The sequence below is a fragment of the Saccharopolyspora sp. 6M genome, assembly GCF_020176775.1.
In the GTDB taxonomy this organism is placed as follows: Bacteria; Actinomycetota; Actinomycetes; order Mycobacteriales; family Pseudonocardiaceae; genus Saccharopolyspora_C; species Saccharopolyspora_C gregorii.
The window spans coordinates 24,163-49,625 of sequence record NZ_JAIUJZ010000014.1 but is presented as its reverse complement, the minus strand read 5'-3'; the positions used below and the strand labels follow the sequence as shown (position 1 = coordinate 49,625).

Here is a 25,463-nt window from a genome sequence, read left to right as displayed (position 1 = left end):
CGCCGTGCTGCTAGCCGTCGAAACGACCTGACCTGATCGCCGACAGGAAAGCGACCATCGCCGTGGGAGTCGTCTCCAGCACCGGCGAGGCATCGCCCAGCTTGCTGTCCCGCACCAAAGCGCCACCAGGCACGTTGGTAGCCACCTCTACGCAGTTGTTCGCCTGACCGCTGCGGCTCGACTTCCGCCACTCTGCTGGTGTGCTCATGTCCCGCTCCTCGTCTGCGAACGCCCATCCCTGCCAGGAGATCACCCTCGGAGGAGCTTATCCGCCATAGCTGCTCGACTTGATCGATAAGATAAACAACGACCATTGCAAAGAGTCGAGAACCAGATGGCCAGCCGTTCGATTTTTAGTGTCACGCACGGCGACGCCATCAGCGATCCAACCCACTTCAACGCAATTCGTCTGCGCACTGCTGTAGCTCGATTTGCGCCATCCGCAAGATCCAGAATTTTCATTCATACAGACTTCTCCATTTCCCCGATCACGTCCAGAATGAGACGCTTTGACCGCTCCGGGCTCATCGCCGCTTGTCGCACCGTTTCCACGGCGCTCACGTAGGCATCGACATCTTCGGCTTCGTGGAAGAACAGGGCGGATCGGCGGTTCTCCAGGTGAACGATCGGCCGCTCGTTCGGCAGGTCGATCAAGAGAAATGGACCCTCCAGCGCTGGCGACCATCCAGAAGCCGCAGGTATGACCTGGATGGTCACGTTCGGCCTGGCACCGAAGTCCACAAGATGGCGAAGCTGGTCAGCAACAACTTGCTCACCACCGATCAGTTGACGGATCGCGGCTTCGCCGATCAAAGCGAGCAGGCTGGCAGGATTTCGGCGCATCAACGCTTCGCGGCGGCCAACTCGCACCAGAACACGAGTCTCGATCTCGGCAGGCGGTACGCTGGCCGCGACCATGATTGCGCGCGCGTAATCCGACGTCTGGAGCAGGCCGGGAATCAACAATGGAGCCACGTCCGTGATGTGACTCGCCGCGCGCTCGAAATCAAGCAAGGCCGCCAACTGACGCTCTCGGTCACCGCTGTGAACGGACAACCACTGAGCAGCATCGGTACCGCGCGCCATTTCCAGCAATTCGGAACGCTCGGAACCACCGATACCGGTAGCGGCAAGAATCGACGCCACATCCTCTGGTTGCGGCGAACGCGCGCCTGTTTCCCAGCGCGATATCGCGCTGTGCGACAACCCGAGCTGTTCAGCGAGGCCGCGGACCGTGAAACCCGCAGTCTTGCGCGCGTCACGAAGTCGTGAGCCAAGAGCCTTCGCCTTGGGCGTGCCACTGGTGCCAGCCATGCACCAAGCATAGAACGGGTGCACCCCAGCTCAGGCGCCCCCCATTCAGGGCATTGCCGCCGTGGTGCCATTGGTGCCAGCGTTCTGTCACCTGGCACCGCCAAGGTGGCGCATGACGGCTCAAGCTCACGTCGACGTCGACCCGCTGGTGCTGGCGTGAAGTTCTGATTCGACTTTGGGAGGTGATCGGTGATGGTGGTGCGGGTGTGGGCTGCTTCGTGGGGTCCGGTCGATACGCGGTGGCACGTGGTGCGCCGGGACGGCGGGGGCGCGCTGCCCTCGGTGTGCGGGGCCTGGGTGTACGGGCCGGTGTTCCTCCGGCGGACGGCGTGCCCGCAGGGCGTCGCTGACCGGGAGGTGTGCCCGGTGTGCGCGCTGCGGGTGGAGGTGGCGGTGCCGCGCGCGGCGGGATTGTTCGCCTGTCGGCCTGATCCGATCGCGCCCGTGGACGGAATCGTGGGCTCGGGCGTGCTGCCGGAACCGGTGGTGTGGCCGACGGCGGATCCGGACTCCCCGGTGCGGAAGCGCGGTCGGCACGGGAGGCAGCGGTTGGCCTGCCTGGGCCTCGGACGGATCGCCGCATGAGCGCGGGATCCCGCGGGCTGCGCTTCTGGCGCCCGGCCGGCGACGGGGTGCGCCACGCGTTCCGCGCCAGGCGCTACGAAGGTCAGGCCGAGGACGTCTCGGTGTGCGGGGTGACCTGCGCGCTGTCCCAGGAGTTGTCGGAGACGGATTGGTGCACGGCACCGACGTGCCCGTCCTGCAACGGAATTCTCCGCGCGGAGCAGGACGAGCGGACGGCCGCGCGCGACGCGAACACCGATCAGCGATGAACGGCTGACCACGACTTCCCGAACCCCGCCCGCGATGCCTGTCCCCGACCAGGCGCGGGCCGGGAGCTCGGCCGGGTTCCCGCGCACCTCCCGTGCGCACCGAGTGCGCGGGACCCGGTCGGGCCTGGCGCCTCCCGGTCGAACGGCCCTCCCCGCCGTTCCCGGGGGTGCGTCGGGATGAGACCCGGCCGGGACGGACAACGCCCCGTCCGGATCGCGGTGCGCGCCTGCGGATGCGACCTCAGTACAACTCGGGCCTGCGGTCGGTGAGCAGGTCGGCGTGCGCGGTGCGCCGCTTGGTGCGGGAGGCCGTGAGGTCGAGGTCGGCCACCGCGCAGCCGGACTCGTCGGCTTCGGCGCGCACCCAGCCCTCGTGGTCGATGACGGCGGAGCCCTCGGTCCAGCGGGTGCCGCGTTCGGTTCCGCTCCGGTCGCAACAGGCGATGGCGAGGCCGTTGACCCGGGCCGCCGCCATCGCGATGACGACCTCCGGGGGCCGCTCCCCCGCCGGGCGCGGGACCAGCGGCCAGTTCGTCGGCACCGCCAGCAGGTCCGCGCCCGCCAGCGCGAGTTTCCGCGTCAGCTCGGGGAATTCGAGGTCGTAGCAGATCAGCACGCCGATGCGGCCCCGGCTGGTGTCCAGCACCGGCGGTGCCGCCGAACCGGGGGTGAACAGCAGCTTCTCCTCGTCCCACAGGTGGGTCTTGCGGTACACGGCGACGAGCTCCCCGCGGTCGAGCACCGCCGCGCTGTTGTGCAGCCGCCCGCCCGCGCCGCGTTCGCAGAACCCGCCCACCACCACCGATTCCGGGGCCGCGCGGCCCCATTCCGCGAACAGCGGGTCGTCGGGGGTGAGCGCCACCGACGCCGCTTCGGCCACCGAGCTCAGCCGGTAGCCGGACGTCACCAGTTCCGGCAGCACGATCACGTCGGCCCCGCGCGCGGCGGCCCCGCGCACGGCCGACACCGACAACTCGCGGTTGTTCGGCAGGTCGGCCACGCGCGGGGCCGGCTGGGCGCAGTGCACCCGGGTCACGGGCGGCTCATCCGAGCTCGGCGGGCGGCACGTCCGCCAGCAGCTGCGCGAGCACGTCGAACTCGTTGAACAGCGACCACTCCTCCACGATGCGCCCGCCGGAGAAGTACAGCTGGGACATCCCCCACAGCTGGGCCCGGCGGCCGGTCGGGGCGCCGTAGAGACCGTAGCCGCGGTGCGTGCCCACGCCCGACCAGCGGACGGAGACGCTGAAGCCGTCGGCCTCGTTGCCCATCCAGTACACCTCGTCCACCGCGACCCCGAGGTCCGGGAAGGTCGCCAGCAGCGCCCGCGCCATGCCGCGCACGTCGGAGCGGTTGCTCCCGGTGCGGTTCGTGGTGCCGTGCCAGCGCACCGCGTCCGCGTACACCCGGTCGAACATGCTCAGGTCGCGCCGGTTGTAGACGTTGTGGAACAGCGCCCGCACCGTCCGCTCCACGTCGAAGCCGTCGGAGGGCAGCGGCAGCGCCTCCGGTTTGCGGCCGCCGACGAGCCGCTGTGGCTCGCTGAACTGGCGCGCGGTGAGCGGGGCGATGCCGCCCTCGTTGCCGTAGGTGCGGGCCGCTTCGACGACGTTCACGCCGAGCTGCTGCAGCTTGGCGGCCGTGTTGTAGAGGACCCACTCCTCGTAGATCTCGTTCTTCCGCACCACGCAGTTCGCCATCACCCACGTGTCGAGCTTGCGCCCGGTCGGCGGGCCCCAGCGCCACGGCCCGGTGTGGTGGCCGATGTTGATGGCGCGGTGCGAGGTGACGAAGCCCTGGTCCTCGTCGCCCGCCCAGATCACGTCGTCGGCGTAGTGCCTGCAGTCCGGGAACGCGTTGATCGACTGCATGGTGCCGTCGACGAGCTGCTCCACGCCGTAGGAGTAGCCGTTGTCGCCGTGCAACCGGCAGCCGGGGCTGTAGGTGTCGTAGATGTAGCCGACGTCCTGGTCCTCCCAGATGCGGTGGGTGATCCGCACGATGTAGTCGACGATGTCGGTGTAGGTGTCCTCGAACCCGCGCATCGGCTGCCTGCGCTCCCCCGGCACGCGCAGCGGCTCGTCGGCGCCGTGCCCGGAGTCCACGCGGATGGCGTGGTCGGTCGGCATGGTCCGCGCGGGCGGGTGCATGGTGCCCTCGGGAGCTCCGCGCCGGTCCTCCCGCTGCGGGGCGGCCTTCGGGTTCTGCTCGTCGGACTTGCCGCTCATCTAGCGCTTTCCCTTCTCGTAGCGATCGGTGCGGATCGTGGCGGTGGCGCGGTGCGCGGCCATCCGCTCGTACTCGGAGATCACGTCCACGGCGTCGGCCAGCATCGGGGTCGCCTCCGCGGCGACGCGCTGGTACGTCAGCGGCTTGAGGAACCTCGACACCGAGAGTCCCGCGCTGTGCTTGGCCCCGCCCGCCGTGGGCAGCACGTGGTTGGTGCCCGCCATGCCCTTGTCCGAGTAGGCGACGGTGCTCCACGGGCCGAGGAAGATCGAGCCGTAGTTGCGCAGTTCCCGGTGGTAGTGCGCGTCGTCGGCGGTGATCACTTCGAGGTGCTCGGGCGCGAGGTCGTCCATCAGCGCCACGGCGGTCCCCGCGTCCGCGGCCCAGGTCACCGAGCCGTGGTCGCGCCAGGCGGGCCCGGCGATCTCGGCGGTGGACAGGGTGGCGAGCTGCCGCTCCACCTCGGCGATGACCTCCCGGCCGAGCCGTTCGGAGGTGGTGATCAGCGCGGCGGGCGAGTTCACCCCGTGCTCGGCCTGGCCGAGCAGGTCCGCGGCGACCAGTTCCGCGTCGGCGATGTCGTCGGCGAGCACCGCCACCTCGGAGGGCCCGGCGAGCAGGTCGATGCCGACGGTGCCGAACAGCTGCCGCTTCGCCTCGGCGACGAACGCGTTGCCCGCGCCGACCAGCACGTCCACCGGGCGTTCGCCGAGCAGCCCGAACGCCATCGCGGCCAGCGCCTGCACCCCGCCGAGCACGTACACGCGGTCGGCGCCCGCCAGGTGCGCGGAGTAGAGCACCGCCGGGTCCGAGGTGCCGTCGCGCCCGGGCGGCGTGCAGGCGAGCACGGTCTCGACGCCGGCGACCTTGGGCACGCCGACGGTCATGAACGCGCCCGCGGTGAGCGGGAAGCGCCCGGCAGGCAGGTAGGCGCCGACGCGCTGCACCGGCACGTACCGGTGCCCGGTGATCAGGCCGGGGGCGAGTTCGGTCTCGAAGTCCCGCAGGTGGTCGCGCTGCGCGCGGGCGAACGCGGCGGTCCGCTCGGCACCGAGCTCCAGCGCCTCCCGGTGGGCCGGGGTGAGCCGGTCCCCGCTGCTCGCGATGGCGGCGGCGTCGAGCTCCACGTCGGCGGCGGTCCAGCCGTCGAGTTCGCGGGCATAGCGCAGCACGGCGTCCATCCCGTCGCGTTCGATCGCGGCGAGCATCTCGGAGACCCGCTGTACCACCGCCGGTTCGCGTTGGGCCGCGGGACCGTCGTGCGCGGGGGCCTTGAGGAGGCGGCAGGAGCCGCCGAGCTCTGTGAGCAGGGAAGGTGCGAAGCGCATGGCGCGAACCCTACGAACGCGCGAAGCACAGGACAAGGTGAGAATTCCCTGCGCTTGGCATAGGGTTTCCCTGTGACATTGAAGCAGTTGCGGGCGTTCCTGCTCGCCGCCAGGACCGGCTCGTTCACCACCGCCGCGGCCACCATGGGCATCGCGCAGGCCTCGGTGTCGGAGCTGATCCGCAAGCTGGAGGACGAGCACGCCACCCGGTTGTTCACCCGGGGCGCGCGCCGCCTGGTGCTCACCGCGGCGGGCGAGGCGCTGCTACCGCACGCGGAGCGGGCCGCCGTCGCCGCCGACGAGGGCGCGCAGGCGCTGCGCTCGGTGAGCTCGCTGCACGGCGGCGTCGCCACCTTCGGCCTGCTGCGCAACGCCGGCTACTACCTGCTGTCCGACCTGGCGCAGCGGTTCCACGACGACCACCCCGACGTGCGGATCCGGCTGATCGGCCTGAACTCGGTGGAGGTCGCCGCCGCCGTCGCCGCGGGCACGGTGGAGGCCGGACTGGTGGTGCTGCCCATCGACGACGAGGGCCTGGAGGTGACGCCGCTGCTGCGCGACGAGGTCCGCTACGTCACCGCCGATCCGGCGCGCGCCGCGGAACCAGTGGGCATCGAGGACGTCGCGCGCGCCAGCCTGATCCTCTACGACGCGCACTACGGCTGGACCGACCCGACCCGCCGCCAGCTCGCCGACCGCGCCCAGCTCGCCGGGGTGAAGCTGGAACCGCGGATCGAGGTCGAGCACGTCGAATCCGCGCTGGCGCTGGTCGAACGCGGCATAGGGGACACCATCGTCGCCGGCGCCGTCGCAGGCGGGGCCGGGTTCCCGCGCGCCCTGCACACCACCGGCTTCCGCGAACCGCTGCACGACACGGTGGCGCTGGTGCGCAGGCAGGGCGCCACCCTCTCCCCCGCCACCCGCGAACTCGCCCGCCTCGCCCAGAAGATGCTCCTGCAACGCCCGAACCCCCGCGGCTGACGGCGCGGTACTCCGATGATCTTCCCGGGTGATCTTGCCTGCGCGACGGGGTGAACGCCAGGCGTTCCACTCCCGTCCCCCGCCGGTCCGGCGCCATGGTGCAGACCGGATCCGGCACGAGGCGGGAGGAACCGGATGGGCGCGACGTTGCGGATCGAGTCGCTCGCGGTCGAGGACGGCCGGGGCTGGCAGGAGCCCTACGACCTGTCGGGACGGCTGGTCGCGATCGTCGGCCCAATCGACCGCGGGAAGACTTCGCTGGTCGACTGCATCGACTTCGTCTTCGGCCGCGAGGTGCAGTTCCGGGGCGCGGTGGACGCACGGCTGGTCTCGGTCCGGGCCCGGGTGCGGATCGGCGACGAGGACGTCGTCCTGCACCGATCCCGGCGCAAGCCGAACACCGTCGACGTGCGAACCCCGGAGGGAAGCCCGATCACGTCCCTGCCGATCCGGCGGCAAGGCGACCAGCAGGAGTTGTCGGACTGGCTGCTCGCCCGGCTGGGGCTCGACGACGCCTTCGCGTCCGTGCGGCTCGCCAGGGACAGGCGGCTCTCCTTCGCCCACGATCTGCTTCCGTACCTGCACATCCGGCAGGACGACAGCGAACGGTTCATCATCCGCCCGCGATCCGAGGACGCGGCTCGGCGCGTCGTCGCCGCACTGCTGCTGGGGTTGACCAGCGAGAGATCGGAACGGCTGCGCACCCGCGCGAGCGAGCTGCACAACCTGGCCGAGAGCCGTCGGCGGGACGTCGCGCGGATCCGGGCCTTCCTCGACGAGTCACCGGCGACCGAGTCCGTGGCGCTCGACGCCGACCTGGCCCGACTCCGGGACGGTGCGGCGCGGGCCGCGCGGCGGCTCCGCGAGCTGCGCGAGCAAGGCCGAGCCGCCACCAGGTTCGCCGACCACTTGCGGAAGCGGTTGGAGCAGGCGCGGGAGCGGCTGTCGTCCAGCGAGGACGACCTGGACCGCGCGCTGCGGCAGCGCGACGCGACGCGCCGCGAACTCGCTCACCTGGACGCTTCCCTGGCAGAGCTGGCGAAGGACCCCACCGTTCCGGACGAGCACGGCCGGGCGCTGCCACTGCTGCGCTACGACACGTGCACCGCCTGCGGCGGGGATCTCAGCTCGCGCGTGGTTCCCCCGGGACGGTGCAGCCTGTGCACCGAACCGCTCCCGGACGCGGCGCGAGCAGCGGAAGCACAACGGCTGCGGCAGCGGCGGCAGCGGGTCGCCGGACCGCTCGCCGAGCACCAGCAGGAGCTAGATCGAGCTCGCGCCGCGGTCGACCGCGCCCGGCAGCAGCACGCGGATGCCCGAACGGCGTTCGACGGGGACACGTCCGACTCGGTCGCCCCGCACGTCGACGCGATCGCCGCGGCCACCGCGGAACTGGAATCCCTGCGCGCGCGGATCACGGTGCTGGAGCGGATTCGGGAACCGCACGAACGGCTCGTGCGACGGCAGCGCGAGATCGAGGAGCTCGAACACGAGCATGAGCTGACCTGCGACGAACTCGACCGGGCCGAGGCGGAGCTGACCAAGCCGGAGGACGTCCTTCAGCACATCGACGACCTGTTCCGCCGCATCGTGGACGCGTTCGACCTGCCCTGGTCCACCGGACGCGCCCGGCTGCACCCGGAGACGCTGCTGCCGATGGTCGACGAGCAGGACTTCGGCCAACGGGGCGGCGGCTCGCGCACCGCGGTGTCCGTCGCCTACAGCCTGGCGTTGCTGATGCACGCCTTGGAAGATCCGATGCGGTCCCAACTCCCCACTCTGCTGGTCCTGGACTCACCGCAGAAGAACATGGGGCGGAACGATCCCGATCAGGACCTGGTCACGCGGATGTACACCAGGATCAGCGACTACTTCGAGGAACGCCGGAGGCATTCCGGTGGCCGATTCGAGAACGTGCAGCTCATCATCGTCGACAACGACATCCCCGCGAAGGTCCGCGACCACTTCCGGCCGCTGATCGAGTTCGAGGGAGACGAGGGGTTCATCCGCGATCTGGAGAATCCGCACGGCTTGCCGGACTTCCCCGAGCAGCTGGCTCTCGACCTGAACGAGGGGTGAAACGCGCGGTTCCGAACCGCTCCGGGCGGCAGGCGAACGGCGACGACGTGGGGCCGGCGTGCTGGCTCGCGGACGTTCCGAGCGGGCCCGGTCCCTCGGTGCTGCGGACCACGAACGAATGGCCATCGGTGCAGCCCTCGCCCGTCGCCGAAGCGGAACACGACCCGACCCGGCAGCCTACAGTCCACAGCGGACTAGCGGGTTCCGGGGGCGGCGCGGGCGCGGGGGGGGGAAGTCCGCCTGGCGGTCGCGGGGCGGCGCTTCGGGGTGTTCTTCCCGGTGGTTCCGGTGCGGCGCTTGCGGGAGCGGGTCCGCTTCGCCGGGACCCCGGCGTAGGTGACGCCGAGCAGCAGGGCCTGCAGCACGGCGGCCAGCAGCACACCACCCCACAGCGCCGGGCCGGACAACTGCACGAACACCAGCGAAGTCGGCGCGGTGACCAGGAATCCCCACATGCCGACCAGGCTGTTGCCGGTGTGGTCGAACAGCAGCACGTCCAGCGCGATCCACGCCCACACCACCGCGACCAGCGCCAAGTAGCCCAGCCCCGCCGGGTTGAACAGGTACCGGTGGAGGGCTGCGGTGGCCGGGGTGCGCCGTGGGCCGTGCATGGGGTGAGCCTCCCAGAGAAGTCGATCAAGTGCTTCGATCTTCACTATCCCGGCGTGGCGGCCCCGTCCGCATGAGCAGTTCTACCCATCCGGCCCCGGCGTTCGGCCGAACCCGGTCAGCGGCGCAGCAGCGCCACCACGAACTCGGAGTCGGACGTGAACGGTCGCACGTCCCAAGTGGACAGCGCCAGGTCCACCTCCAGGCCCGCGGCGGCCACGTCGGCGAAGAACTCGTCGAACCCGTAGCCGCGGCCAGCGCCGAACCCGGCGGCCACCCGGCCCTCCGGGGCCAGGTGCGCGCGGAAGCGCCGCAGCACCTCGCGGCGGGTGGCGGGGGCGAGGAACGCCAGCACGTTCCCGGCGCACACGATCGCGTCGAACGGTTCGTCGATCCCCCGCGCGGGCAGGTCCAGCTCGGCGAGGTCCGCGACGAGCCAGCGCGGTCCCGGGTGGTCCTGCTCGGCGGCCGCGATCAACGTCGGATCCACGTCGACGCCGACGACCCGGTGCCCGGCGGCCGCCAGCGCGGCTCCGACCCGGCCCGGCCCGCAGCCCGCGTCGAGGACGCGCGCGCCGCGCGGCACCATCGCGTCCACCAGCCTGGCTTCGCCCGCCAGGTCGTCACCCGCCCGGGCGAGCCCGCGCATCCGCTCGACGTACCAGTCCGAGTGCCCGGGGTCCGCGGCGACCTTCTGCATCCAGAGACTCTGCTCGACCATGCCCCCATCCTGCCGCGCCCGGGATGCGAAGCTCGATCCGCACCCGAGGCAGCACCGGGAGACGAGGGATGACGCTGGACGACGACGGACTCCGGTTCGACGACCACCGCTGGGTCGCGCACGTGCTGGTGGCACGCGCGGGGCGCTACCTGGTGCTCAAGCGCGGCGCGGACCGCTACCTCGGTGGCCGGTGGGACCTGCCCGGTGGCACCGTCGAACCGGGCGAGGACCTGCGCGCCGCGGCCGAACGCGAAGCCGCCGAGGAAGCCGGGCTGGTCGTCCGAGCCACCGATGAGCTGGCCCGGTTCAGCAACGCCGACACGCGCGGCAGGCCGATCTGCTACCACACCGTCACCTTCCTCGGCGCCGAAGCGGATCCCGAGGCGGAGGTGGTCACCTCGCCGGAAGAGCACGACGAGCACCGCTGGCTCACCCTGGAGGAGACGCTGCGGCTCGACCTGGTGTGGCACGTGCGCCGCGCCTTCGACGCCCTCGCCGACCGGTGACCGCCCCGTCCGCCACCCCGCAGGAGGTATCGCACCCGTGAAAACCCGAGTCGACCGCGCATGCCTCGTGGTGCTGCTGCTGGTGGGGGCGAGCACCGGGTTCTGGGCCTTCGTCGCGCCGGAGTCCTGGCACGCTTCGTTCCCGGGTTTCGGCTTGGACTGGCTGCCGCGGCTGGGCCCGTACAACGAGCACTTGACGCGGGACACCGGCGCGATGTTCCTCGCGCTGGCGACGCTCAGCGGTGCGGCGCTGCGGCGGGTCGACGACGTGGTGCTCACCCGGGCCGCCGGTGCGGCGTGGCTGGTGTTCAACGCGCTGCACTTCGGCTTCCACAGCACGATGCTGCACATGTACGGCCTGCTCGACCAGGTGCTGAGCATGGGCAGCCTCGGCCTGGTCACCGGCCTGGCGCTCGTCCTGGTCCTGCCCGGCCGGGCGAGCGGTCAGGGGGCGTCGCGGTAGGCGGTGCCGGCGGCGTTGGGTTCGGCACCGTCGTAGAGGCCGGTGGGGCTGGTGCCGGTGGAGAGGGTGAACCAGGCGTAGCGCTCCACGAACGGCAGCCCGTCGAGCATGGCGGCGGAGTCGCGCACGAAGTCCGCCTGCTGCTGCTCGTCCGGGTAGCGCGGAGCGTCCCCGGAGAAGTCGATGAGCGCGTACTCGGTGACCCACACCGGTTTCCCGTAGCGGTCGTGGACGGCCTGCACGTAGTCGCGGAGCTGATCGGTGGCCTGCGGCGAGAAGTCGCCGCCGTACCAGTGCAGCGGGATGAAGTCGACGCGCAGCCCGCGTTCCTCGGCGCCGCGCAGGAACCGGTCGAGCCAGCCGTCGTCCTGGTCGGCGCCGGTGGCGACGGCGGGCGCGCTCAGCCGCATCCCGGTCTCCTCCAGCTGCGGCCACAGGTCGAGGGCCTGCTCGACGGTCATCCCGGCCTGCTCGTCGAAGTCCGGTTCGTTGAAGGTGAGCAGCGTCGACCCGGACTCCTTCGCCGCGTCCAGGTCCTGCGGGTTCACCGAGTCGGCGCCCCAGATCATCGGCACGAACTCGGCGCCGTCGGGCGCGGTGACGCCCTGCGGGTCGGCGGCCCAGCCGTAGAACCAGTCGGCGCCGACGTCGCGCAGCGCCGCGTCCACCCCGTCGCCGGGGTTGACGCTGACGCCCTTGCCGCCGGCGTCGTCGGCTCCGGCGGTCGCGGGGACGAGCAGCAGGGCCGCGGCCGCGGTCACCGCGGCCCACCACGTCCGGCGCGGGAACGTCCTGATCATCGATTCCTCCTGGCGTCGCCGCAGTTCCCGCCCGCGCGGCGGACGCGGCCGGGACGTCGGGATCATCGTAGGGCGCCGCCACGCGTTCCGATCCCCTTTGAATTTCCCGGTTTTCTCGTCGGTGGACCGCGCGTTCGGCGGTACCGCAACGGGTTCCGGGCGTGCCGTCCGCCGCTGCGGGCGCGGCTCGACCACCCTGGCTCGACGCGGCGACGCCGGAACCGGCCGGACCGGACGAAGCGGGCACGACGGGCGGCCGCGCCACGCCCTACCGCGTCCACCTGGTGAAACGCGAGTCCGGCTCAGCATTCCCATGCAGTGGGAGATCGACGCGCAGGGTCACCACTGACGACCGTCCGCATCGGACGAGCTCCACATCGGGTGAGGTGCGCGGCAGATCCTGTGCGCAGCGTCACCGAATCGGCGGGGACCGGTCGCACGGGCCCACCCCCGCCGCCGGGCCGCCCGAACGGCAGGACCATGCTCGTTCCCGTGCCCCAACACCGAAACACCCGACAGGAGGTCGACGACGTGTCGCCAAGCCCGGTGCGCGCCGCGGACGTGGACGCCGCGGCCCAGCGGTTCAGCACGACGATCCCCCCGACCCCGCTGCAGCACAACGAACGGCTCTCCACCCGGCACGGGCTCGACGTGCGGCTCAAGCGGGAGGACCTCACGCCGGTGCGGTCCTACAAGGTGCGCGGGGCGTACAACTTCATCAGCCAGCTCTCCGCGGAGCAGCGCGAGCGCGGCGTCGTGTGCGCCAGCGCGGGCAACCACGCGCAGGGCGTGGCGTTCGCCTGCGAGTCGCTCGGCGTCGCCGCCCGCGTGTACCTGCCCCGCACCACGCCGCGGCAGAAGCGGCAGCGGGTGGCGCGCTTCGGCGGCAGCCACGTCGAGGTCATCGTGCTCGGCGACACCTACGACGACGCCGACGCCGCGGCCCGCGCCGACGCCGCCGACAGCGGCATGACGCTCATCCCCGCGTTCGACGACCCGCGCACCATCGCCGGGCAGGGCACCGTGATCCGCGAGGTCGTCCAGCAGCTCGGCAAGGCCCCCGACGCGGTGGTGGTGCCCGTCGGCGGCGGCGGGCTGCTCGCCGGAACCCTCACCTGGCTGCGGGAGAACCACCCGCAGGTGCGGGTGATCGGCGCGGAACCGCAGGGCGCGGCGAGCATGGCGCTCGCGCTCGACCGCGGCGAACCGTCCCCCGTGGACGATCTGGATCCGTTCGTGGACGGCGCCGCGGTGCGCGTCGTCGGCCGCAACCCGCACGCCATCGCCGCGCTGGACCCGCCGGACCTGGTGGCGGTGCCGGAAGGGCAGATCTGCGTCGAGATCCTCGACCTGTACCAGTCGGACGGCATCATCAGCGAGCCCGCGGGCGCGCTGTCCCCCGCCGCGCTCGCCCAGGACCTCGGGCTGGCGCCGGGCTCGACGGTGGTGTCGCTGATCTCCGGCGGCAACAACGACGTGAGCCGGTACGCGGAGATCGTGGAGCGGGCGCTGGTGTTCGAGGGGCGCAAGCACTACTTCCTCGTCGAGTTCCCGCAGGAACCCGGTGCGCTGCGCCGGTTCCTCGACGACGTGCTCGGCCCGGACGACGACATCGCGCTGTTCGAGTACGTCAAGCGCAACAACCGGGAGACCGGCCCCGCCCTGGTCGGGCTCGAACTCGGCGCCCCTGAGAACCTGGACCCGATCCGCAAGCGGATGGAAGCGATCCCGCACCGCATCCAGCAGGTCCCGCCGGACAGCCCGCTGTTCCACTTCCTGGTGTGAGTTCGCCGGGGTGAACGGCCCACCACGGGCCGGTGGGCCGTTCACCTGGCGGCTAGGGGTGTTGCAGGACGTCCATGATGCGACCGACGTAGTCGTCGTGGTCGGCCTGGAGGCAGGCGCGCTGGGCGTGCTTGCCGTTGCAGCCCTCGCCCCAGCCGCTGCCGTCGCCGTAGCCGAGGAAGTCGTGCGGGATGCCGGCCGCCGCGAGGTTCGCCGCGGTGACGACGGCGGTCTCCCGCACCCGGTTCTCCGCGATGGCCAGGACCGGATCGTCCAGCAGGTTCCCGCCGTTGCCCGCGTAGATCGCGACGCCCATGCCGCGCAGGGCGTCGACGTGCTGCGCGGGGCTCTGCGCGTTCCAGATGCCGTCGTTCGGCCACACCGGTGAGCCGAAGATCGCGTCCGGCGGGTCGAGCGGCGTGCCCGCGCCGTCCCACCGCGTCGAGGCGGTGACGGCGGCGCGGATCTCCGGGTTCAGCAGGTCGAGGTCCCCGGAGAAGCTGCCGACGTAGCGGAACAGGTCGGGCCGGTGCTCGGCGTAGTGGAACGCGCCGAAGCCGCCCATCGAGTGCCCGGAGATCGCGCGGCCCTCGCGGGTGGCGATGGTGGCGAGGTTGTCGTCGATCAGCGGGATCAGCTGGTCGAGGTGGAAGGTCTCCCAGTTCTGCACGCCGGAGCTCCCCGGCGCCACCCAGTTGGTGTACCAGCCGCGTCCGCCGCCGTCGGGCTCCACGGCGATCAGCGGGACTCCCGCGGTGGCCGCCTCGGTGATCTCCATGTTCTGCACGGCGTTCGGGTACTCCGGCGAGCCGTGCAGCGTGTAGTGCACGGGATAGCGGGTGGTGCCGTCGTAGCCGTCGGGCAGCGTCACCATGACGACGTGCTCACCGGAGACCTGGCCCGGCAGCACCGGGTGCTCCGGCACCTGGTCGGTGCGCACGGTGATGGTGAACGTCCGCGCGCTGTGCCATTCCGGCTGCCCGACGACGGTGATCCCGTGCCCGTCGGCGAAGTGCGGCGGTGCGGGTTCGGCGATCGCCGCCGGTCCGGTCAGCCCGGCGGTGGCGGTGAGGGCGATCAGCGCGGCGGCCCAGCGGCGCGGCGCGGTCCGGTGTTCGGTTCGCATCAGGTTCCCCCGGATGAGGTCGACCCGCCTCCCCTGACGGGTGCCGTGCTGAGCGAACCAAGGCCGGGTGGCCGGGTTCCAGCGGCCAGTCGGGTGATCGCGGCGGCAACATTCCGCACCTGTGCGCGAACTTCCGCCTTTTTCGGCATATGCCAGAGAGTTTTCGGGTGATCCGGTCGCAGCGCGGCCGTGTTCAGCGACCCCGAGTTGTGGGACCTTGTCCTTCCGGGGCGGGCGGGGCCGCCCTCCGGGGAGGTCGTGGGGATGTCGGGTTCTGACGAGCGATCCTGCCCACCTGCCGGCCGGGTGGACAACACCGTCAACATCGCGCCGGGTGCCCGGGTGCGCACCGTGGTCCAGGGCGGGGTCCTGCACGGCGACCTGATCGGGAACGCCGGGCGCACCGCGCTCGACGAGCCGCTGCGCGTGCTCGCGCGGGAGGTGCGCACCCGCTGGAAGCGGGAGGAGGCGCGGGTGCTGCGCGAGCACGAGGCGCTGCCGGTGCGGTGGGAGGCGGCACCAGACCGGCTGAGCGGCCACTGGCACGGCGACCGGGCGGACGCCCCGATCGACCTCTCCGGCGTGTTCGACGAGGAGGCGAACGGGATCCTGCTGACCTACGGCGCGCTGCCGTGGGGACGGCTCGTGGTGCTGGGGCCCGCCGGGTCCGGGAAGACGGTGCTCACCGTCGACTTCGTGCTGCGGGTGCTGGCGGAGCGGCAGCGGGGCGGCCGGTGGGCCGGCGGCCCGGTGCCGGTCCGCTTCGACCTCGGGGCCTGGGACCCGAGCGCGATCGGCCTCCGGAACTGGCTGATCGAGCGGCTCGCGCACGACTACCCGCAGCCGGGCGGCAGGCGGACGGCCGCCGACCTGGTCGATTCCGAGCTGATCCTGCCCGTGCTCGACGGTTTCGACGAGATCGCCGAACCCCGGCGCGGCACCGGGCTGCGCGCGATCAGCAGGCACGAGGGGCCGTTGCTGATGACCAGCCGCGAAGCGGAGTACGCCGCCCTGGTGGACAAGACCGGCCCGGTGAAGCGGTCCGCCGCGATCCGGCTCGTCGAACTGGACGAGGCGGGCCTGATCGAGCACCTGGCGCGCGGCGGGGTCGAGTCGGGGCGCCGCTGGCGTTCGGTGCTGCGGGGCTCACCGGCGGATCCGGACGGCGCGGCGTCCCGCGACCTGCTGCAGGTGCTGCGGAACCCGCTGATGGCGTCGCTGGCCCGCACCGCGTACCGGGAGGACGACGCCCGCCCGGCGGAACTGCTCGACCGGGACCGGTTCCCGACGCAGGAGCGGTTGAAGGACCACCTGCTGCAGAAGTACGTCCCCACCGTCTACGACGACGAGCTCGCCGACACCCGGCCGATCGAGATGCGGTGGCCGTGGACGCAGGAGCAGGTGCAGCCCTGGTTCCGGCACCTCGCCACGCACCTCGTGCGGCGCGACCTGCGCCCCCGCTCCCGGCCGAGATCGCCCGGTCCCGCCCAGGACCTCGCCTGGTGGAAGATCGCCGACGACCTGCCCCGGCGCACCCGGATGCTGGTGGTCGCGCTGGTCACCGGCGCGGTGGTGGGGGTGGTGGTGTTCCTCGGGCACTCGGCGCTGTTCGTGGCCGGGGGCAACGGCGTGCCGGCGAGCCTGGTGGCGGGCGCCGCGAACGGGTTCCTCAACGGGACGATGGCCGGGCCCGGGTTCGGCCTCGCGCACGGCGCCCGGTTCGTCTTCCGGCGGGCCGCGATCGAGCCCTCCCACGTGCGCTTCCGGTTCCGGCGCGGACCGCGCAGACCGGACTCCCGCTCGTTCCGCACGATCGCCACCAGGGCCGCGGTGGCGCTGCTGCTGGGCACGGTGTTCGGGTTCTGCTGCGGGTTCGTGCCCGGGCTGCTGCGCGCCTGGTCCACCCCCGAGGCCCCGGTGCTGCTCAGCGCCCTGGTGGACGGGCTGCTGTTCGCGGCGATGTTCGGCATCGGCGCCGGGCTCGTGCTGTTCCTCGCGGCGATCTTCGACGCGCCCCTCGACATCGGCGCGGCGGCCAGCCCCGAGGCGCTGCTGGCCGCCAACCGCCGCACCGCGCTGGTGCAGCTGCTGCTGTTCGGCCCGGCGTTCGGGATGTGCGTCGGGTTCAGCGGTTTCCTGGTGGTGGAGCTGCTCGGCGGCGGGCTGTGGGGCCTGCCGCTGACGTGGAGCTCGATCAGCACGATCAACTTCGGCGTGCTGGGCGGCGCCGGCGGTGGCCTCGGGGCGGTGCTCGCGTTGAGCGCCTGGGGCGAGTGGGTCGTGTTCGGCCGCATCTGGTTGCCGCTGCGCGGGCGGCTGCCGTGGCGGACGATCACGTTCCTGACCGATGCCCACGAACGCGGCGTGCTGCGCAGGCACAGCCCGGTCTACCAGTTCCGGCACGCCCTGCTCCGGGACCACTTGGCCGGCTAGCTGTCAGCCCGCGTCCCAGCTGATCGGCATCGCCGACGGCCCGCGGGTGGACAGGCCGTCCTTCCACTCGATCGCCGCCTCGTCGGTCACCCGCAGCCCGGGCAGCCGCCGCAGCAGCACGTCCAGCGCGACCTGCAGCTCCATCCGGGCCAGCGGGGCGCCGAGGCAGTGGTGCGGGCCGTGCCCGAAGCCCACGTGCGAGGCTTCCGCCCGCGCCAGGTCCAGCTGCTCTGGGTTCCGGTAGACCGCCGCGTCCCGGTTCGCCGAGGCCGTCGCGGGCAGCACCGGTTCCCCGGCGCGCACCAGCACCCCGCCCAGCTCGACGTCCTCCAGCGCGTAGCGCGCGATGCCCGCCCCGTTGCCGAGCGGCACGAAGCGCAGCAGCTCCTCCACCGCGCGCGGCACCAGGTCCGGCTCGGCGCGCAGCCGCGCCAGCTCCTCGGGGTGCTCCAGCAGCACGTGCACGAAGTTCGGGATCTGCGAGGCGGTGGTCTCGTGCCCGGCGACGAGGATCGCCTCGGCCAGCGAGAGCATCTCGTCCTCGGACAGCCGGTCCTGCTCGTCGCGGGCGGCGACGAGGGCGCTGAGCAGGTCGTCGCGGCCGTGCTCGTCCCGCCTGCGCTCCGCGATCAGGCCCGCCATGTACTCCCGCATCGCGCCGATGGCCTCGGCGACCTCGCCGGGGGTGAACTTGGTGGTGGACAGGAACGCGTCGGACCACTGCCGGAAGTCCCCGCGGTGCGCGTAGGGCACGCCGAGCAGTTCGCAGATCACGGTGATCGGCAGCGGCAGCGCGAAGTCCGCCACCAGGTCGGCGGGCGGCCCGGCGGCGAGCATCGCGTCGACGAACCCGTCGGCGATCTCCTGGACGCGGGGGCGCAGCTGTTCGACGCGGCGCTGGGTGAACGCCTTCATCACCAGCCGGCGCAGCCTGCTGTGCTCGGGCGGGTCCATGCTGAGGATGTTGCCGCTGGAGCCCTGGTGCGGGCGCATCCGCGGCTCGTCGCGCCCGACGCTGGCGGCGCGGCTGAACCGCGGGTCGCCGAGGACGACCTTGACGTCCTCGTAGCGGCTGGCCAGCCAGGCCGGTTCGCCGTAGGGCAGCCGGACGCGCAGGAGCGGCTGTTCGCGCAGCTCCTGGAACAGCGGTTCCGGGTCGAGCCGTTCCGGTCGGCTGAACGGGAAGGTCCGGGGCTCCGCGGTGGTCATGCGCAACTCCTGCGGGTGGGCTGTTCGGGCGCCACCCACCCTACAACTAAGTCAGCTGATTGTCTTAGTTCCCCGGGGTGCGTCAGCCCGCGTGGCCGAGGCGCCGGGACAGCTCCGCCGCCCCCTCCCGGATGATCCCGGTCAGCGCGCGGTCCGCCGCGTCGTCCCAGCGCGGCGTCGGCACCGAGGCGCTCATCGCCGCGACCACCGCACCCGAGGAGTCCCGCACCGGCGCGGCGACGCAGGCCACCGCCTCGTTCGACTCGCAGTGCTCCCGCGCGATGCCGGTCGCGGCGACCACGTCCAGCTCGCGGCGCAGCGCGCGCCGCGCGGTGGTGCTGCGCGCGGTCAGCGCCACCAGCCGCCGCCCCGCGTACAACTCCGCGAAGCGCCGCTTCGGCAGCGCCGCCAGCAGCACCTTGCCGACCGCCGTGCAGTGCGCGGGCAGCCGCCGCCCCACCGCCGAGACCATCCGCACCGGGTGCGCGCTGTCCACCTTCGCGACGTACAGCACCTCGGTGCCGTCGAGGACCGCGACGTGCACCGTCTCCCCGCACCGCAGCGCCGCCTCCTCCGCCGCGAGCCCGCCCTCGCGGGCCAGGTCGAGGCGTTCCGCGTAGGCCGAGCCGAGCTGGAACGTCCGCACCCCGAGCCGGAACCGGGTGCCGCTCTCCCCCGCCGCCACCAGGTAGCCGCGCTCGACGAGGGTGCCGAGCAGCTCGTGCACCGTGGTGCGCGGCAGGCCCAGCGCCGCGGTGATCTCGGGCGCGCTCAGCTCCGCCTCGGCCAGGAACAGCTCCAGGACGTCGAACGCCCGCCCCACCGCCGGTACCGCTCGTGCCATCGGCTCGCTCCTCCGCGTTCCGCCCCAGCGGCGCGCCATCCTACCCGCGGCGGATTGACCGGCTCCGCACGCCGAACCTACCGTTGCCGAACGTTGTCCGACATGTCGAACGGAGCGGCCGGTGCGGGAGACACGCGAATTCCTGGTGGCGCAAGGACTTCCCGGCGGCGGTCCGCAACTCCCGGTCAGCGGGAAGCGCTTCCCCGACGGCGCGCAGTACCGGGTGGAGATCCCCAGCACCGAAGGTCCCGAAGTGCTCGACGCCGTGCTGGACGAAGCCCGGGCGCGCGAGGTGCCGGTGCACCGGATCTCGCAGGGCAGCGGCGGCATGCTGCTCACCGCGGCCGAACTCGGCGCGATGTCCCGGACCGCGGCCGCCGCGTCGGTGGAGCTGAGCCTGTTCGCCCGCCCCGTCGCCGCCTGGGGCACCGGCGCCCTGGCCACCGCGAGCGGCGGCGGCCCGGTCGCCGCGCAGGCCCGCGGCACCGAAGGGCTGGTGCACGCGCTGGAGGACGTTTGCCGCACCGCCGAAGCCGGCGTCCGCAGCGTGCTGATCACCGACCTCGGCGTGCTGGCCACCGCGTCCCGGATGCGCAAATCCGGTGCGCTGCCTGCGGATCTGCGGTTCAAGATCAGCGTCCAGATGGGGCTGTCGAACCCGGCTTCGGTGCGCATCGCCGAACAGCTCGGCGCGGACAGCTACAACGTGCCCACCGACCTCGACCTCCAGCAGCTCGCCGACATCCGGGCCGCCACCGCGCTGCCGCTGGACGTGTACGTGGAGGCCCCCGACGACCTCGGCGGTTTCGTGCGGCACTTCGAGATCGCCGAGATCGTGCGGGTCGCCGCGCCCGTGCACCTGAAGTTCGGCCTGCGCAACGCCCCGAACATCTACCCGAGCGGCACGCACCTGACGCCGACCGCCGTCGCGCTGGGCCGCGAGCGGGTGCGCCGTGCGCAGATCGGGCTGGAACTGCTGCACCGCTACGCCCCGGAGGCCACCTGCTCGGCCCCGGCCGCCGCGGACCTCGCCCTGCCGCGCACCTGCTGACTCAGCGGGAAAATCCGCGGCGCCGACCACCCCGGACCGCGTACCGTGCGCGGGTCCGGAAGGTCGTGGGAGGAGCGGGACGGTGCGGATCAGGACGTTCGCCGAGGGTGACGCCGAAGCGGTGGTGGCGTTGTGGAAGTCGGCGGGGCTGACCCGCCCGTGGAACGACCCGTGGGCCGACGTGCGGCGCAAGCGGACCGTGCAACCGGAGATGTTCTTCGTCGCCGAGGACGGGTCCGGCGGCGTGGTCGGCACCGCGATGGCCGGCTACGACGGGCATCGCGGCTGGATCCACTACTTGGCGGTCGCCGACGAGCAGCGCGGCACCGGGTTGGGGCGCGCGCTGGTCGAGCGGGCGGAGGCCGCGCTGGCGGCGCTGGGCTGCCCGAAGGTGCAGCTGCAGGTCCGCCCGGACAACACCGGCGTCGTGGACTTCTACGAACGGCTCGGCTACGCGCCGTACGAGGTCGTCGATCTCGGCAAGCGCCTCATCCCGGACGGCTGAGGACGGCGCCGCCCCGGGAGGTCTCGGCTCGAAGACCCGTGCCCGGCGCGCGGTCCGAGCCCGCGAGCCGGGTTCCGGATCCGGACCGGAAAACCGGCGCCCCCGGTTGACCAGCGGAAACCACCGCGCCCGGTGCGTCCGCCCGCCCACCGCCCCGTCGCCGGGACCACACTGGACACCCGGCGGAGGGAGAGCGCGATGGGGGCGTTGGCGCGAGCGGGGATCGCGGTGCTCGTCGTGCTGCTGGTCAGCGGGGGCGCGGTGCTGGCCACCACCGGTGGCGGCCCGGTCCGGTGCGGTGAGCAGATCATGGGCCCGGACCAGGTGTGCCGCCTCGTCTCCAGCGCGGGCAGCACGCTCAACAGCTACGACGACCAGCGGGAGGTGCAACGCGCCGGCCAGGACCGGCGGCTGCTGCTGGCCGGGCTGACCGGGGCGTTGCTGCTGACGTGCGGCGGGCTGATCGCCGTGCTCGTGCCGTCGCGGCGCGAGCACGACCGGGTCAGTCGAGGGGCGCGCTGAGCACGGACCTGGCCTTCGCGCCGATCGTCTCGCGCACCCCGTCGGCGATGATCCGCAGCGCGTCCGGGTCGCCCTTCACCTGCGAGCGGGCCGTGTTCAGCGCCTGCGACACCGTCACGTGCGGCGGCACGAGCGGCACCGCCGGGTCGACCCGGGCGTCCACGACGGCGGGCCGGTCGGCGTGCAGCGCCGCGTCCCACACCGGTCCGGCCTGGTCGGCGTCGGCCAGCTCGTGCCCGGACAGGCCGAGCAGCTCGGCCCACCTCGCGTACGGCACCTCCGGCAGGTGCTGGGCCTCCGGGTAGGGCTTGTCGCCGAGCATGGCCCTGGTCTCCCAGGTCACGTAGGACAGGTCGTCGTTGGCGAGCACCAGCACGGTGAACCGCGGATCCGCCCACTCCCGCCAGTACTTCGCCACCGTGATCAGCTCGTTGACCCCGTTCATCTGCATCGCCCCGTCCCCCACGAGCGCGACCACCGGCCGCTCGGGGTGGGCGAACTTCGCCGCGAGCGCGTAGGGCAGCCCGCCGCCCATCGACAGCAGGGTGCCGGAGAGGCTGCCGAGCATGCCGGGCCGCATCTCCAGGTCGCGGGCGTACCAGCTGGTGGCGGTGCCGCAGTCCGCGGCGACCATCACGTCGTCGGGCAGCCGCCGGGACAGCTCCCGCACCACCAGTTCCGGGTTGAGCCCGCTGGTGTCCGCGTCGGCGCGCTTCTCGCTGTAGGACTCCCAGCGCCGCGTCCACTTCCCGATGTGCTCGCGCCACGTGCCGTCGGTGCGCTCGTCGAGCTGCGGCAGCAGCGCCTCCAGGGTCGCGCGGGCGTCGCCGACGAGGTTCACCTCGGTCTCGTAGCGGAGGCCGCAGCGGGCGCCGTCCACGTCGATCTGCACGGCCCGCGCCTGCCCCGGCGCCGGGTAGAACTCGGTGTAGGGCATGTTCGAGCCGACGATCAGCAGGGTGTCGCACTCGCGCATCAGGTGCCAGCTCGCGGTCGAACCGAGCAGCCCGATGGGTCCCGTGACCCACGGCAGCGCGTCGTCCAGGACGGTCTTGCCCAGCAACGCCTTCGCGGCCCCGGCGCCGAGCCGGTCGGCGACCGCGGTGAGCGCGTCGGTGGCCCCGTGCGCGCCCGCTCCCGCGAGGATCGCGACCTTCTCCCCCGCGTTGAGCACGTCGGCGGCCTGCGCGATGCCGCGCGGGTCGGCGGCCCCGACCGGGGTGCTCGGCACCGCGGAGGTCCGGTAGTAGCCGTGCTCGGCGGGCGGCTCCGGCACCGCTTCCCGCTCCAGCAGGTCGCTCGGCAGCACCAGCGCCGTCACCGTCCGGTGGGCCAGCGCGGTGCGGCACGCGCGGTCGACGAGGTGGCGGACCTGGCTGGGTTCCACCAGCTGCTCGCAGAAGTCGCCCGCGACGTCCTTGAACAGGTTCGTCAGGTCGATCTCCTGGTAGTAGCCGCCTCCGAGCGCGGTGCTCGCGGTGTGCCCGAGCAGCGCCACCACGGGCTGGTGGTCGAGCTTCGCGTCGTAAAGCCCGTTGAGCGCGTGCACCGCGCCGGGGCCGCTCGTCACGGCGCAGCAGCCCAGCTCGCTGCCGCCGTACTTCACGTCCGCGCAGGCCGCGAACCCCGCCGTCTCCTCGTGCCGGACCTGGATGAACTCGGTGTCGGGAGCGGTGCGCAGCGCGGCGATCACCCCGCCGATCCCGTCGCCCGGGTAGCCGTAGAAGCGACGCGCTCCCCAGGCGCCGAGGCGTTCGACGATGTGCTCGGCGACGTTCTTCGGATCAGCCACTGGTCGCGGTACCTCCTCGCGGGGGTCGGCCGCCGGGTGGCGGTGGCGGTCCGCCACCTGGCGGGACGGAGTTCTGGTTCAGCGCCCCTTCACGGCGTCCTTCACCTTCTCCACGGCCTGCTTGAAACCGCCCTTGGCCTGGTCGGCCTTGCCTTCGGCCTGCCACTGCTCGTTGCCGGTGACGTCCCCGGCCTTCTCCTTGGCCTGGCCCTTGAGCTCTTCCGCCTTGTGCTGGGCCTTGTCCTCGTCACCCACGACGTCATCTCCTTCCGGTGGACGTTGCCTTCCACCGGCGCGTACCCGTTCAGCGCGCGGCTACACATCCCGGTGCGCACACCCGTTCGGCCGCCGGTTCACCGGTGGGCGGGCGGCGCGGTGGCTCGGGTTCCGGCGCGGCGTGGCCGGATCCCCCTCGGCCTGGTCCGTCAGATGCGGACGAGCTCGTCGAGGAGGTCCCCGGCCTTGCTGATGTCCTCGGTGAGCGGCCGGTCCTCCACCCGCGGGTCGAGGGTGTCGGCGGCGAGCCGGAACGCGTCCCGCGCCGGCACGTCCACCAGGTCGGCCTCGCGCATCCGCAGCGCCCGCACCGCGGCGACGAGCTCGCAGGCCAGCAGCCGCCGGTACGCGGCGGCGGCAGCGGTGGTGGCGCGCGCGGCCTGGGTGGAGAAGCTGGCGTGGTCTTCGAGCCCGCGGGAGACGACGGCGGTGCCGAGGGTGGCGGGCAGCGCGGCGTGGCGCAGTTCCGCGAGCGCGTCGTGCGCCACGTATTCGAGGATCATCACCCCGGAGCTGCCGGTGGGGCCGGCGGCGAGGAACGGGCGCAGCCCGGTGAACTCCGGCTCGACCAGGTCGCCGAGGCGCGCGGCGGAGAGCTCCGCCACCTGGTGCACCGTCGCCCGCACCCAGTCGAGCGCGGAGGCGACGTAGGCGGTGTGGAAGTGCGCGTGGTGGTAGGCGTCGCGGTGCACCACCGAGATCATCGGGTTCTCGGTGCCCGCGTTGATCTCGATGGCGAGCACGTCCCGCAGGTAGTGCACCGCGTCCACGGCGGCGCCCTGCACCTGCGGGTAGGCGCGCAGCCCGAACGGGTCCTGGATGCGCCTGCCCGGTTTCGGGGTGCTGTCCAGCCCGAGCAGCCGCCGCATCTGGGCGGCGCAACCGACCTGCCCGGCGTGCGGGCGGGCTTCGTGCACCGGCGTCGCGTACGCCTCCGGGTTGCCGTCGAGGGCGACGTAGGTGAGCGCGGCGACGACGTGGCTGGCGCGGGTGAGCCGCTCCAGGTCGAGGGTGGCGAGAGTCGCTTCGGCGAGGGTGGCGGCGTTGCTGCTCATGAACGCGAGCGCGTCGCCCGCCGCGATCTCCACCGGCTCGACCCGCCCGGACAGCCAGGGGCGTTCTCCGGCGAGGGCGAGCGCGATCTCGGCGAGCGGTGCGAGGTCGCCGGTGCCGATGGCGCCGAGCCGGTGCACCAGCGGCAGCGCCCCGGTGCGGACCGCCTGGGCGAGCGCGGTGATCAGGTCGGGGCTGACTCCCGCGCGGCCCGCGACGAGCTGATTGAGGCGGATCAACAGCGTGCCGCGGGTGTGCTCGGCGGACATGGGTTCGCCGCTGCCGCCCGCGTGGCTGCGCAGCAGCCGGAGCCCGTGCTCGGCGGAGTCGCGGTCGCCGACCACGTCGTCCTTGTTGGCGCCGACGCCGGTGGTCCGGCCGTACACGACGCGTTCGGTGCTGAGCTCGTCGGCGAGCCGCCACGAGTGCTCGGCCACCCGCAACGCCGCCGTGGACAGGTCGATCGCCGGCGGTCCCGCGGTCCGCGCGACGTCGGCGACGTCGGCGCACCGCAGCGTGCGGCCGTCCACCCGGATCACTCTCGTCTCCTCTCGATCGGCCGGTCCAGTATGGGCGCGGCGGGACGCGGCGCCGGTGAGATCATCCGCACTCCGCGGGCCGGGCGGCCACGGCCGGGGTTATCGTCGCCGGTCGGCGGCCGCCGGGTCGCCGACCGTCCGCGAACAGGAGGACCGAGTGCTCGCCCTCGTCGTGTCCCTGCAGGTCAAGCCCGGCCACCGGGACGGTTTCCTGGCCGCCATCACCGCCGACGCCGAGGCGTCCGCGGCGAACGAGCCGGGCTGCGTGAGCTTCGACGTGGTCGTCGACACCGCGGACGACCACCACTTCTTCCTGTACGAGGTGTACCGGGACCGGGAGGCGCTGGAGGCGCACCGGGCGAGCCCGCACTTCGCCGCCTGGACCGAGGCCGCGGCCGAGCACCTGGTGCCGGACTCCCGCCAGGTCACCGTCACCGAACGCCTGGTGCACGAATCTTGATCACC

General features: G+C 72.7%; 27 protein-coding genes. 12 read left to right on the top strand and 15 right to left on the bottom strand.

Going from position 1 to position 25,463, the window contains the following annotated elements:
* Positions 1-10: 10 nt before the first annotated feature.
* Genes LCD31_RS02810 through LCD31_RS02800 form a run of 3 tightly spaced genes read right to left on the bottom strand, consistent with a single transcriptional unit; the run spans position 11 to position 1,314 of the window.
* Positions 11-208, bottom strand: coding sequence for a DUF397 domain-containing protein (locus tag LCD31_RS02810; RefSeq protein ID WP_224955835.1), 198 nt, complete (start codon positions 206-208; stop codon positions 11-13).
* Positions 209-265: 57 nt separating this feature from the next.
* Positions 266-466, bottom strand: a complete 201-nt coding sequence (locus tag LCD31_RS02805) for a DUF397 domain-containing protein (RefSeq protein WP_224955834.1) — start codon at positions 464-466, stop codon at positions 266-268.
* Positions 463-1,314 carry a helix-turn-helix transcriptional regulator gene (locus LCD31_RS02800; RefSeq protein WP_224955833.1) on the bottom strand — a complete coding sequence of 284 codons (852 nt, stop codon included), beginning with the start codon at positions 1,312-1,314 and terminating at the stop codon, positions 463-465. The genes LCD31_RS02805 and LCD31_RS02800 overlap by 4 nt, the downstream gene beginning before the upstream one ends.
* 192 nt (positions 1,315-1,506) lie before the next feature.
* Between LCD31_RS02800 and LCD31_RS02795 the strand changes: the two genes are divergently transcribed.
* Positions 1,507-1,899 (top strand): hypothetical protein, encoded by a 393-nt coding sequence (locus tag LCD31_RS02795; protein ID WP_224955832.1) that lies wholly within the window; start codon positions 1,507-1,509, stop codon positions 1,897-1,899.
* Positions 1,896-2,147 (top strand): zinc finger protein, encoded by a 252-nt coding sequence (locus tag LCD31_RS02790; RefSeq protein ID WP_224955831.1) that lies wholly within the window; start codon positions 1,896-1,898, stop codon positions 2,145-2,147. The genes LCD31_RS02795 and LCD31_RS02790 overlap by 4 nt, the downstream gene beginning before the upstream one ends.
* Positions 2,148-2,388: 241 nt before the next feature.
* Here LCD31_RS02790 and LCD31_RS02785 read toward each other — a convergent pair whose 3' ends face one another.
* The 3 genes from LCD31_RS02785 to hisD are packed head-to-tail and all read right to left on the bottom strand — an operon-like array spanning position 2,389 to position 5,704.
* On the bottom strand, positions 2,389-3,183 hold the full coding sequence (locus LCD31_RS02785; RefSeq protein ID WP_224955830.1) for a nitrilase-related carbon-nitrogen hydrolase: 795 nt from the start codon (positions 3,181-3,183) through the stop codon (positions 2,389-2,391).
* 7 nt (positions 3,184-3,190) lie between these two features.
* A complete protein-coding gene (locus LCD31_RS02780; protein WP_224955829.1) occupies positions 3,191-4,375 on the bottom strand; it encodes an ester cyclase in 1,185 nt (394 codons plus the stop codon).
* Positions 4,376-5,704: a histidinol dehydrogenase gene (gene hisD / locus LCD31_RS02775; RefSeq protein ID WP_224955828.1), complete on the bottom strand. Its 1,329-nt coding sequence runs from the start codon at positions 5,702-5,704 to the stop codon at positions 4,376-4,378.
* 72 nt (positions 5,705-5,776) lie between these two features.
* On the opposite strand from hisD, the gene LCD31_RS02770 reads away from it, so the two are divergent.
* A complete protein-coding gene (locus tag LCD31_RS02770; protein ID WP_224955827.1) occupies positions 5,777-6,685 on the top strand; it encodes a LysR family transcriptional regulator in 909 nt (302 codons plus the stop codon).
* Positions 6,686-6,820: 135 nt separating this feature from the next.
* Complete coding sequence (locus LCD31_RS02765) at positions 6,821-8,764, top strand: hypothetical protein (protein WP_224955826.1); 1,944 nt, start codon at positions 6,821-6,823, stop codon at positions 8,762-8,764.
* Positions 8,765-8,958: 194 nt separating this feature from the next.
* On the opposite strand, the gene LCD31_RS02760 is transcribed toward LCD31_RS02765, so the two are convergent.
* Positions 8,959-9,375, bottom strand: coding sequence for an SCO4225 family membrane protein (locus LCD31_RS02760; protein WP_224955825.1), 417 nt, complete (start codon positions 9,373-9,375; stop codon positions 8,959-8,961).
* A gap of 116 nt (positions 9,376-9,491) precedes the next feature.
* Positions 9,492-10,094 carry a bifunctional 2-polyprenyl-6-hydroxyphenol methylase/3-demethylubiquinol 3-O-methyltransferase UbiG gene (locus tag LCD31_RS02755; protein WP_224955824.1) on the bottom strand — a complete coding sequence of 201 codons (603 nt, stop codon included), beginning with the start codon at positions 10,092-10,094 and terminating at the stop codon, positions 9,492-9,494.
* A 68-nt stretch (positions 10,095-10,162) separates the two neighbouring features.
* Between LCD31_RS02755 and LCD31_RS02750 the strand changes: the two genes are divergently transcribed.
* On the top strand, positions 10,163-10,600 hold the full coding sequence (locus LCD31_RS02750) for an NUDIX hydrolase (protein ID WP_224955823.1): 438 nt from the start codon (positions 10,163-10,165) through the stop codon (positions 10,598-10,600).
* A 37-nt stretch (positions 10,601-10,637) separates the two neighbouring features.
* Positions 10,638-11,063, top strand: coding sequence for a hypothetical protein (locus tag LCD31_RS02745; protein ID WP_224955822.1), 426 nt, complete (start codon positions 10,638-10,640; stop codon positions 11,061-11,063).
* Here the strand turns inward: LCD31_RS02745 and LCD31_RS02740 are convergent.
* Positions 11,045-11,863, bottom strand: a complete 819-nt coding sequence (locus tag LCD31_RS02740; RefSeq protein WP_224955821.1) for a glycoside hydrolase family protein — start codon at positions 11,861-11,863, stop codon at positions 11,045-11,047. The two genes, LCD31_RS02745 and LCD31_RS02740, sit on opposite strands and share 19 nt — an antisense overlap.
* Positions 11,864-12,409: 546 nt before the next feature.
* Between LCD31_RS02740 and ilvA the strand changes: the two genes are divergently transcribed.
* Complete coding sequence (gene ilvA / locus LCD31_RS02735) at positions 12,410-13,648, top strand: threonine ammonia-lyase IlvA (RefSeq protein WP_224955896.1); 1,239 nt, start codon at positions 12,410-12,412, stop codon at positions 13,646-13,648.
* A gap of 52 nt (positions 13,649-13,700) precedes the next feature.
* On the opposite strand, the gene LCD31_RS02730 is transcribed toward ilvA, so the two are convergent.
* Positions 13,701-14,774, bottom strand: coding sequence for an alpha/beta hydrolase family protein (locus LCD31_RS02730; RefSeq protein ID WP_224955820.1), 1,074 nt, complete (start codon positions 14,772-14,774; stop codon positions 13,701-13,703).
* A gap of 264 nt (positions 14,775-15,038) precedes the next feature.
* Here LCD31_RS02730 and LCD31_RS02725 point away from each other — a divergent pair, with 264 nt between their 5' ends.
* Complete coding sequence (locus LCD31_RS02725) at positions 15,039-17,207, top strand: NTPase (RefSeq protein ID WP_224955819.1); 2,169 nt, start codon at positions 15,039-15,041, stop codon at positions 17,205-17,207.
* A 3-nt stretch (positions 17,208-17,210) separates the two neighbouring features.
* On the opposite strand, the gene LCD31_RS02720 is transcribed toward LCD31_RS02725, so the two are convergent.
* Positions 17,211-18,416, bottom strand: a complete 1,206-nt coding sequence (locus LCD31_RS02720) for a cytochrome P450 (RefSeq protein WP_224955818.1) — start codon at positions 18,414-18,416, stop codon at positions 17,211-17,213.
* Positions 18,417-18,498: 82 nt separating this feature from the next.
* A complete protein-coding gene (locus LCD31_RS02715) occupies positions 18,499-19,260 on the bottom strand; it encodes an IclR family transcriptional regulator (RefSeq protein WP_224955817.1) in 762 nt (253 codons plus the stop codon).
* Positions 19,261-19,381: 121 nt separating this feature from the next.
* Here LCD31_RS02715 and LCD31_RS02710 point away from each other — a divergent pair, with 121 nt between their 5' ends.
* The 3 genes from LCD31_RS02710 (at position 19,382) to LCD31_RS02700 (ending at position 21,338) form a co-directional block, all read left to right on the top strand.
* Entirely contained in the window at positions 19,382-20,311 is a 930-nt protein-coding gene (locus tag LCD31_RS02710) for a U32 family peptidase (RefSeq protein WP_224955816.1), read from the top strand.
* Between the two features lie 82 nt (positions 20,312-20,393).
* Positions 20,394-20,816: a GNAT family acetyltransferase gene (locus LCD31_RS02705; RefSeq protein ID WP_224977460.1), complete on the top strand. Its 423-nt coding sequence runs from the start codon at positions 20,394-20,396 to the stop codon at positions 20,814-20,816.
* Positions 20,817-21,014: 198 nt separating this feature from the next.
* Entirely contained in the window at positions 21,015-21,338 is a 324-nt protein-coding gene (locus LCD31_RS02700) for a hypothetical protein (RefSeq protein WP_224955814.1), read from the top strand.
* Here LCD31_RS02700 and LCD31_RS02695 read toward each other — a convergent pair.
* The 3 genes from LCD31_RS02695 to LCD31_RS02685 all read right to left on the bottom strand — a co-directional run bounded on the left by LCD31_RS02695 (position 21,319) and on the right by LCD31_RS02685 (position 24,998).
* A complete protein-coding gene (locus LCD31_RS02695; protein WP_224955813.1) occupies positions 21,319-23,130 on the bottom strand; it encodes a thiamine pyrophosphate-requiring protein in 1,812 nt (603 codons plus the stop codon). The genes LCD31_RS02700 and LCD31_RS02695 overlap by 20 nt on opposite strands.
* A gap of 78 nt (positions 23,131-23,208) precedes the next feature.
* Positions 23,209-23,385: a CsbD family protein gene (locus LCD31_RS02690; RefSeq protein ID WP_224955812.1), complete on the bottom strand. Its 177-nt coding sequence runs from the start codon at positions 23,383-23,385 to the stop codon at positions 23,209-23,211.
* A gap of 170 nt (positions 23,386-23,555) precedes the next feature.
* Positions 23,556-24,998 carry an aromatic amino acid ammonia-lyase gene (locus LCD31_RS02685; protein ID WP_224955811.1) on the bottom strand — a complete coding sequence of 481 codons (1,443 nt, stop codon included), beginning with the start codon at positions 24,996-24,998 and terminating at the stop codon, positions 23,556-23,558.
* 157 nt (positions 24,999-25,155) lie between these two features.
* Here LCD31_RS02685 and LCD31_RS29455 point away from each other — a divergent pair, with 157 nt between their 5' ends.
* Positions 25,156-25,458 carry a putative quinol monooxygenase gene (locus LCD31_RS29455; RefSeq protein ID WP_224955810.1) on the top strand — a complete coding sequence of 101 codons (303 nt, stop codon included), beginning with the start codon at positions 25,156-25,158 and terminating at the stop codon, positions 25,456-25,458.
* Positions 25,459-25,463 lie beyond the last annotated feature (5 nt).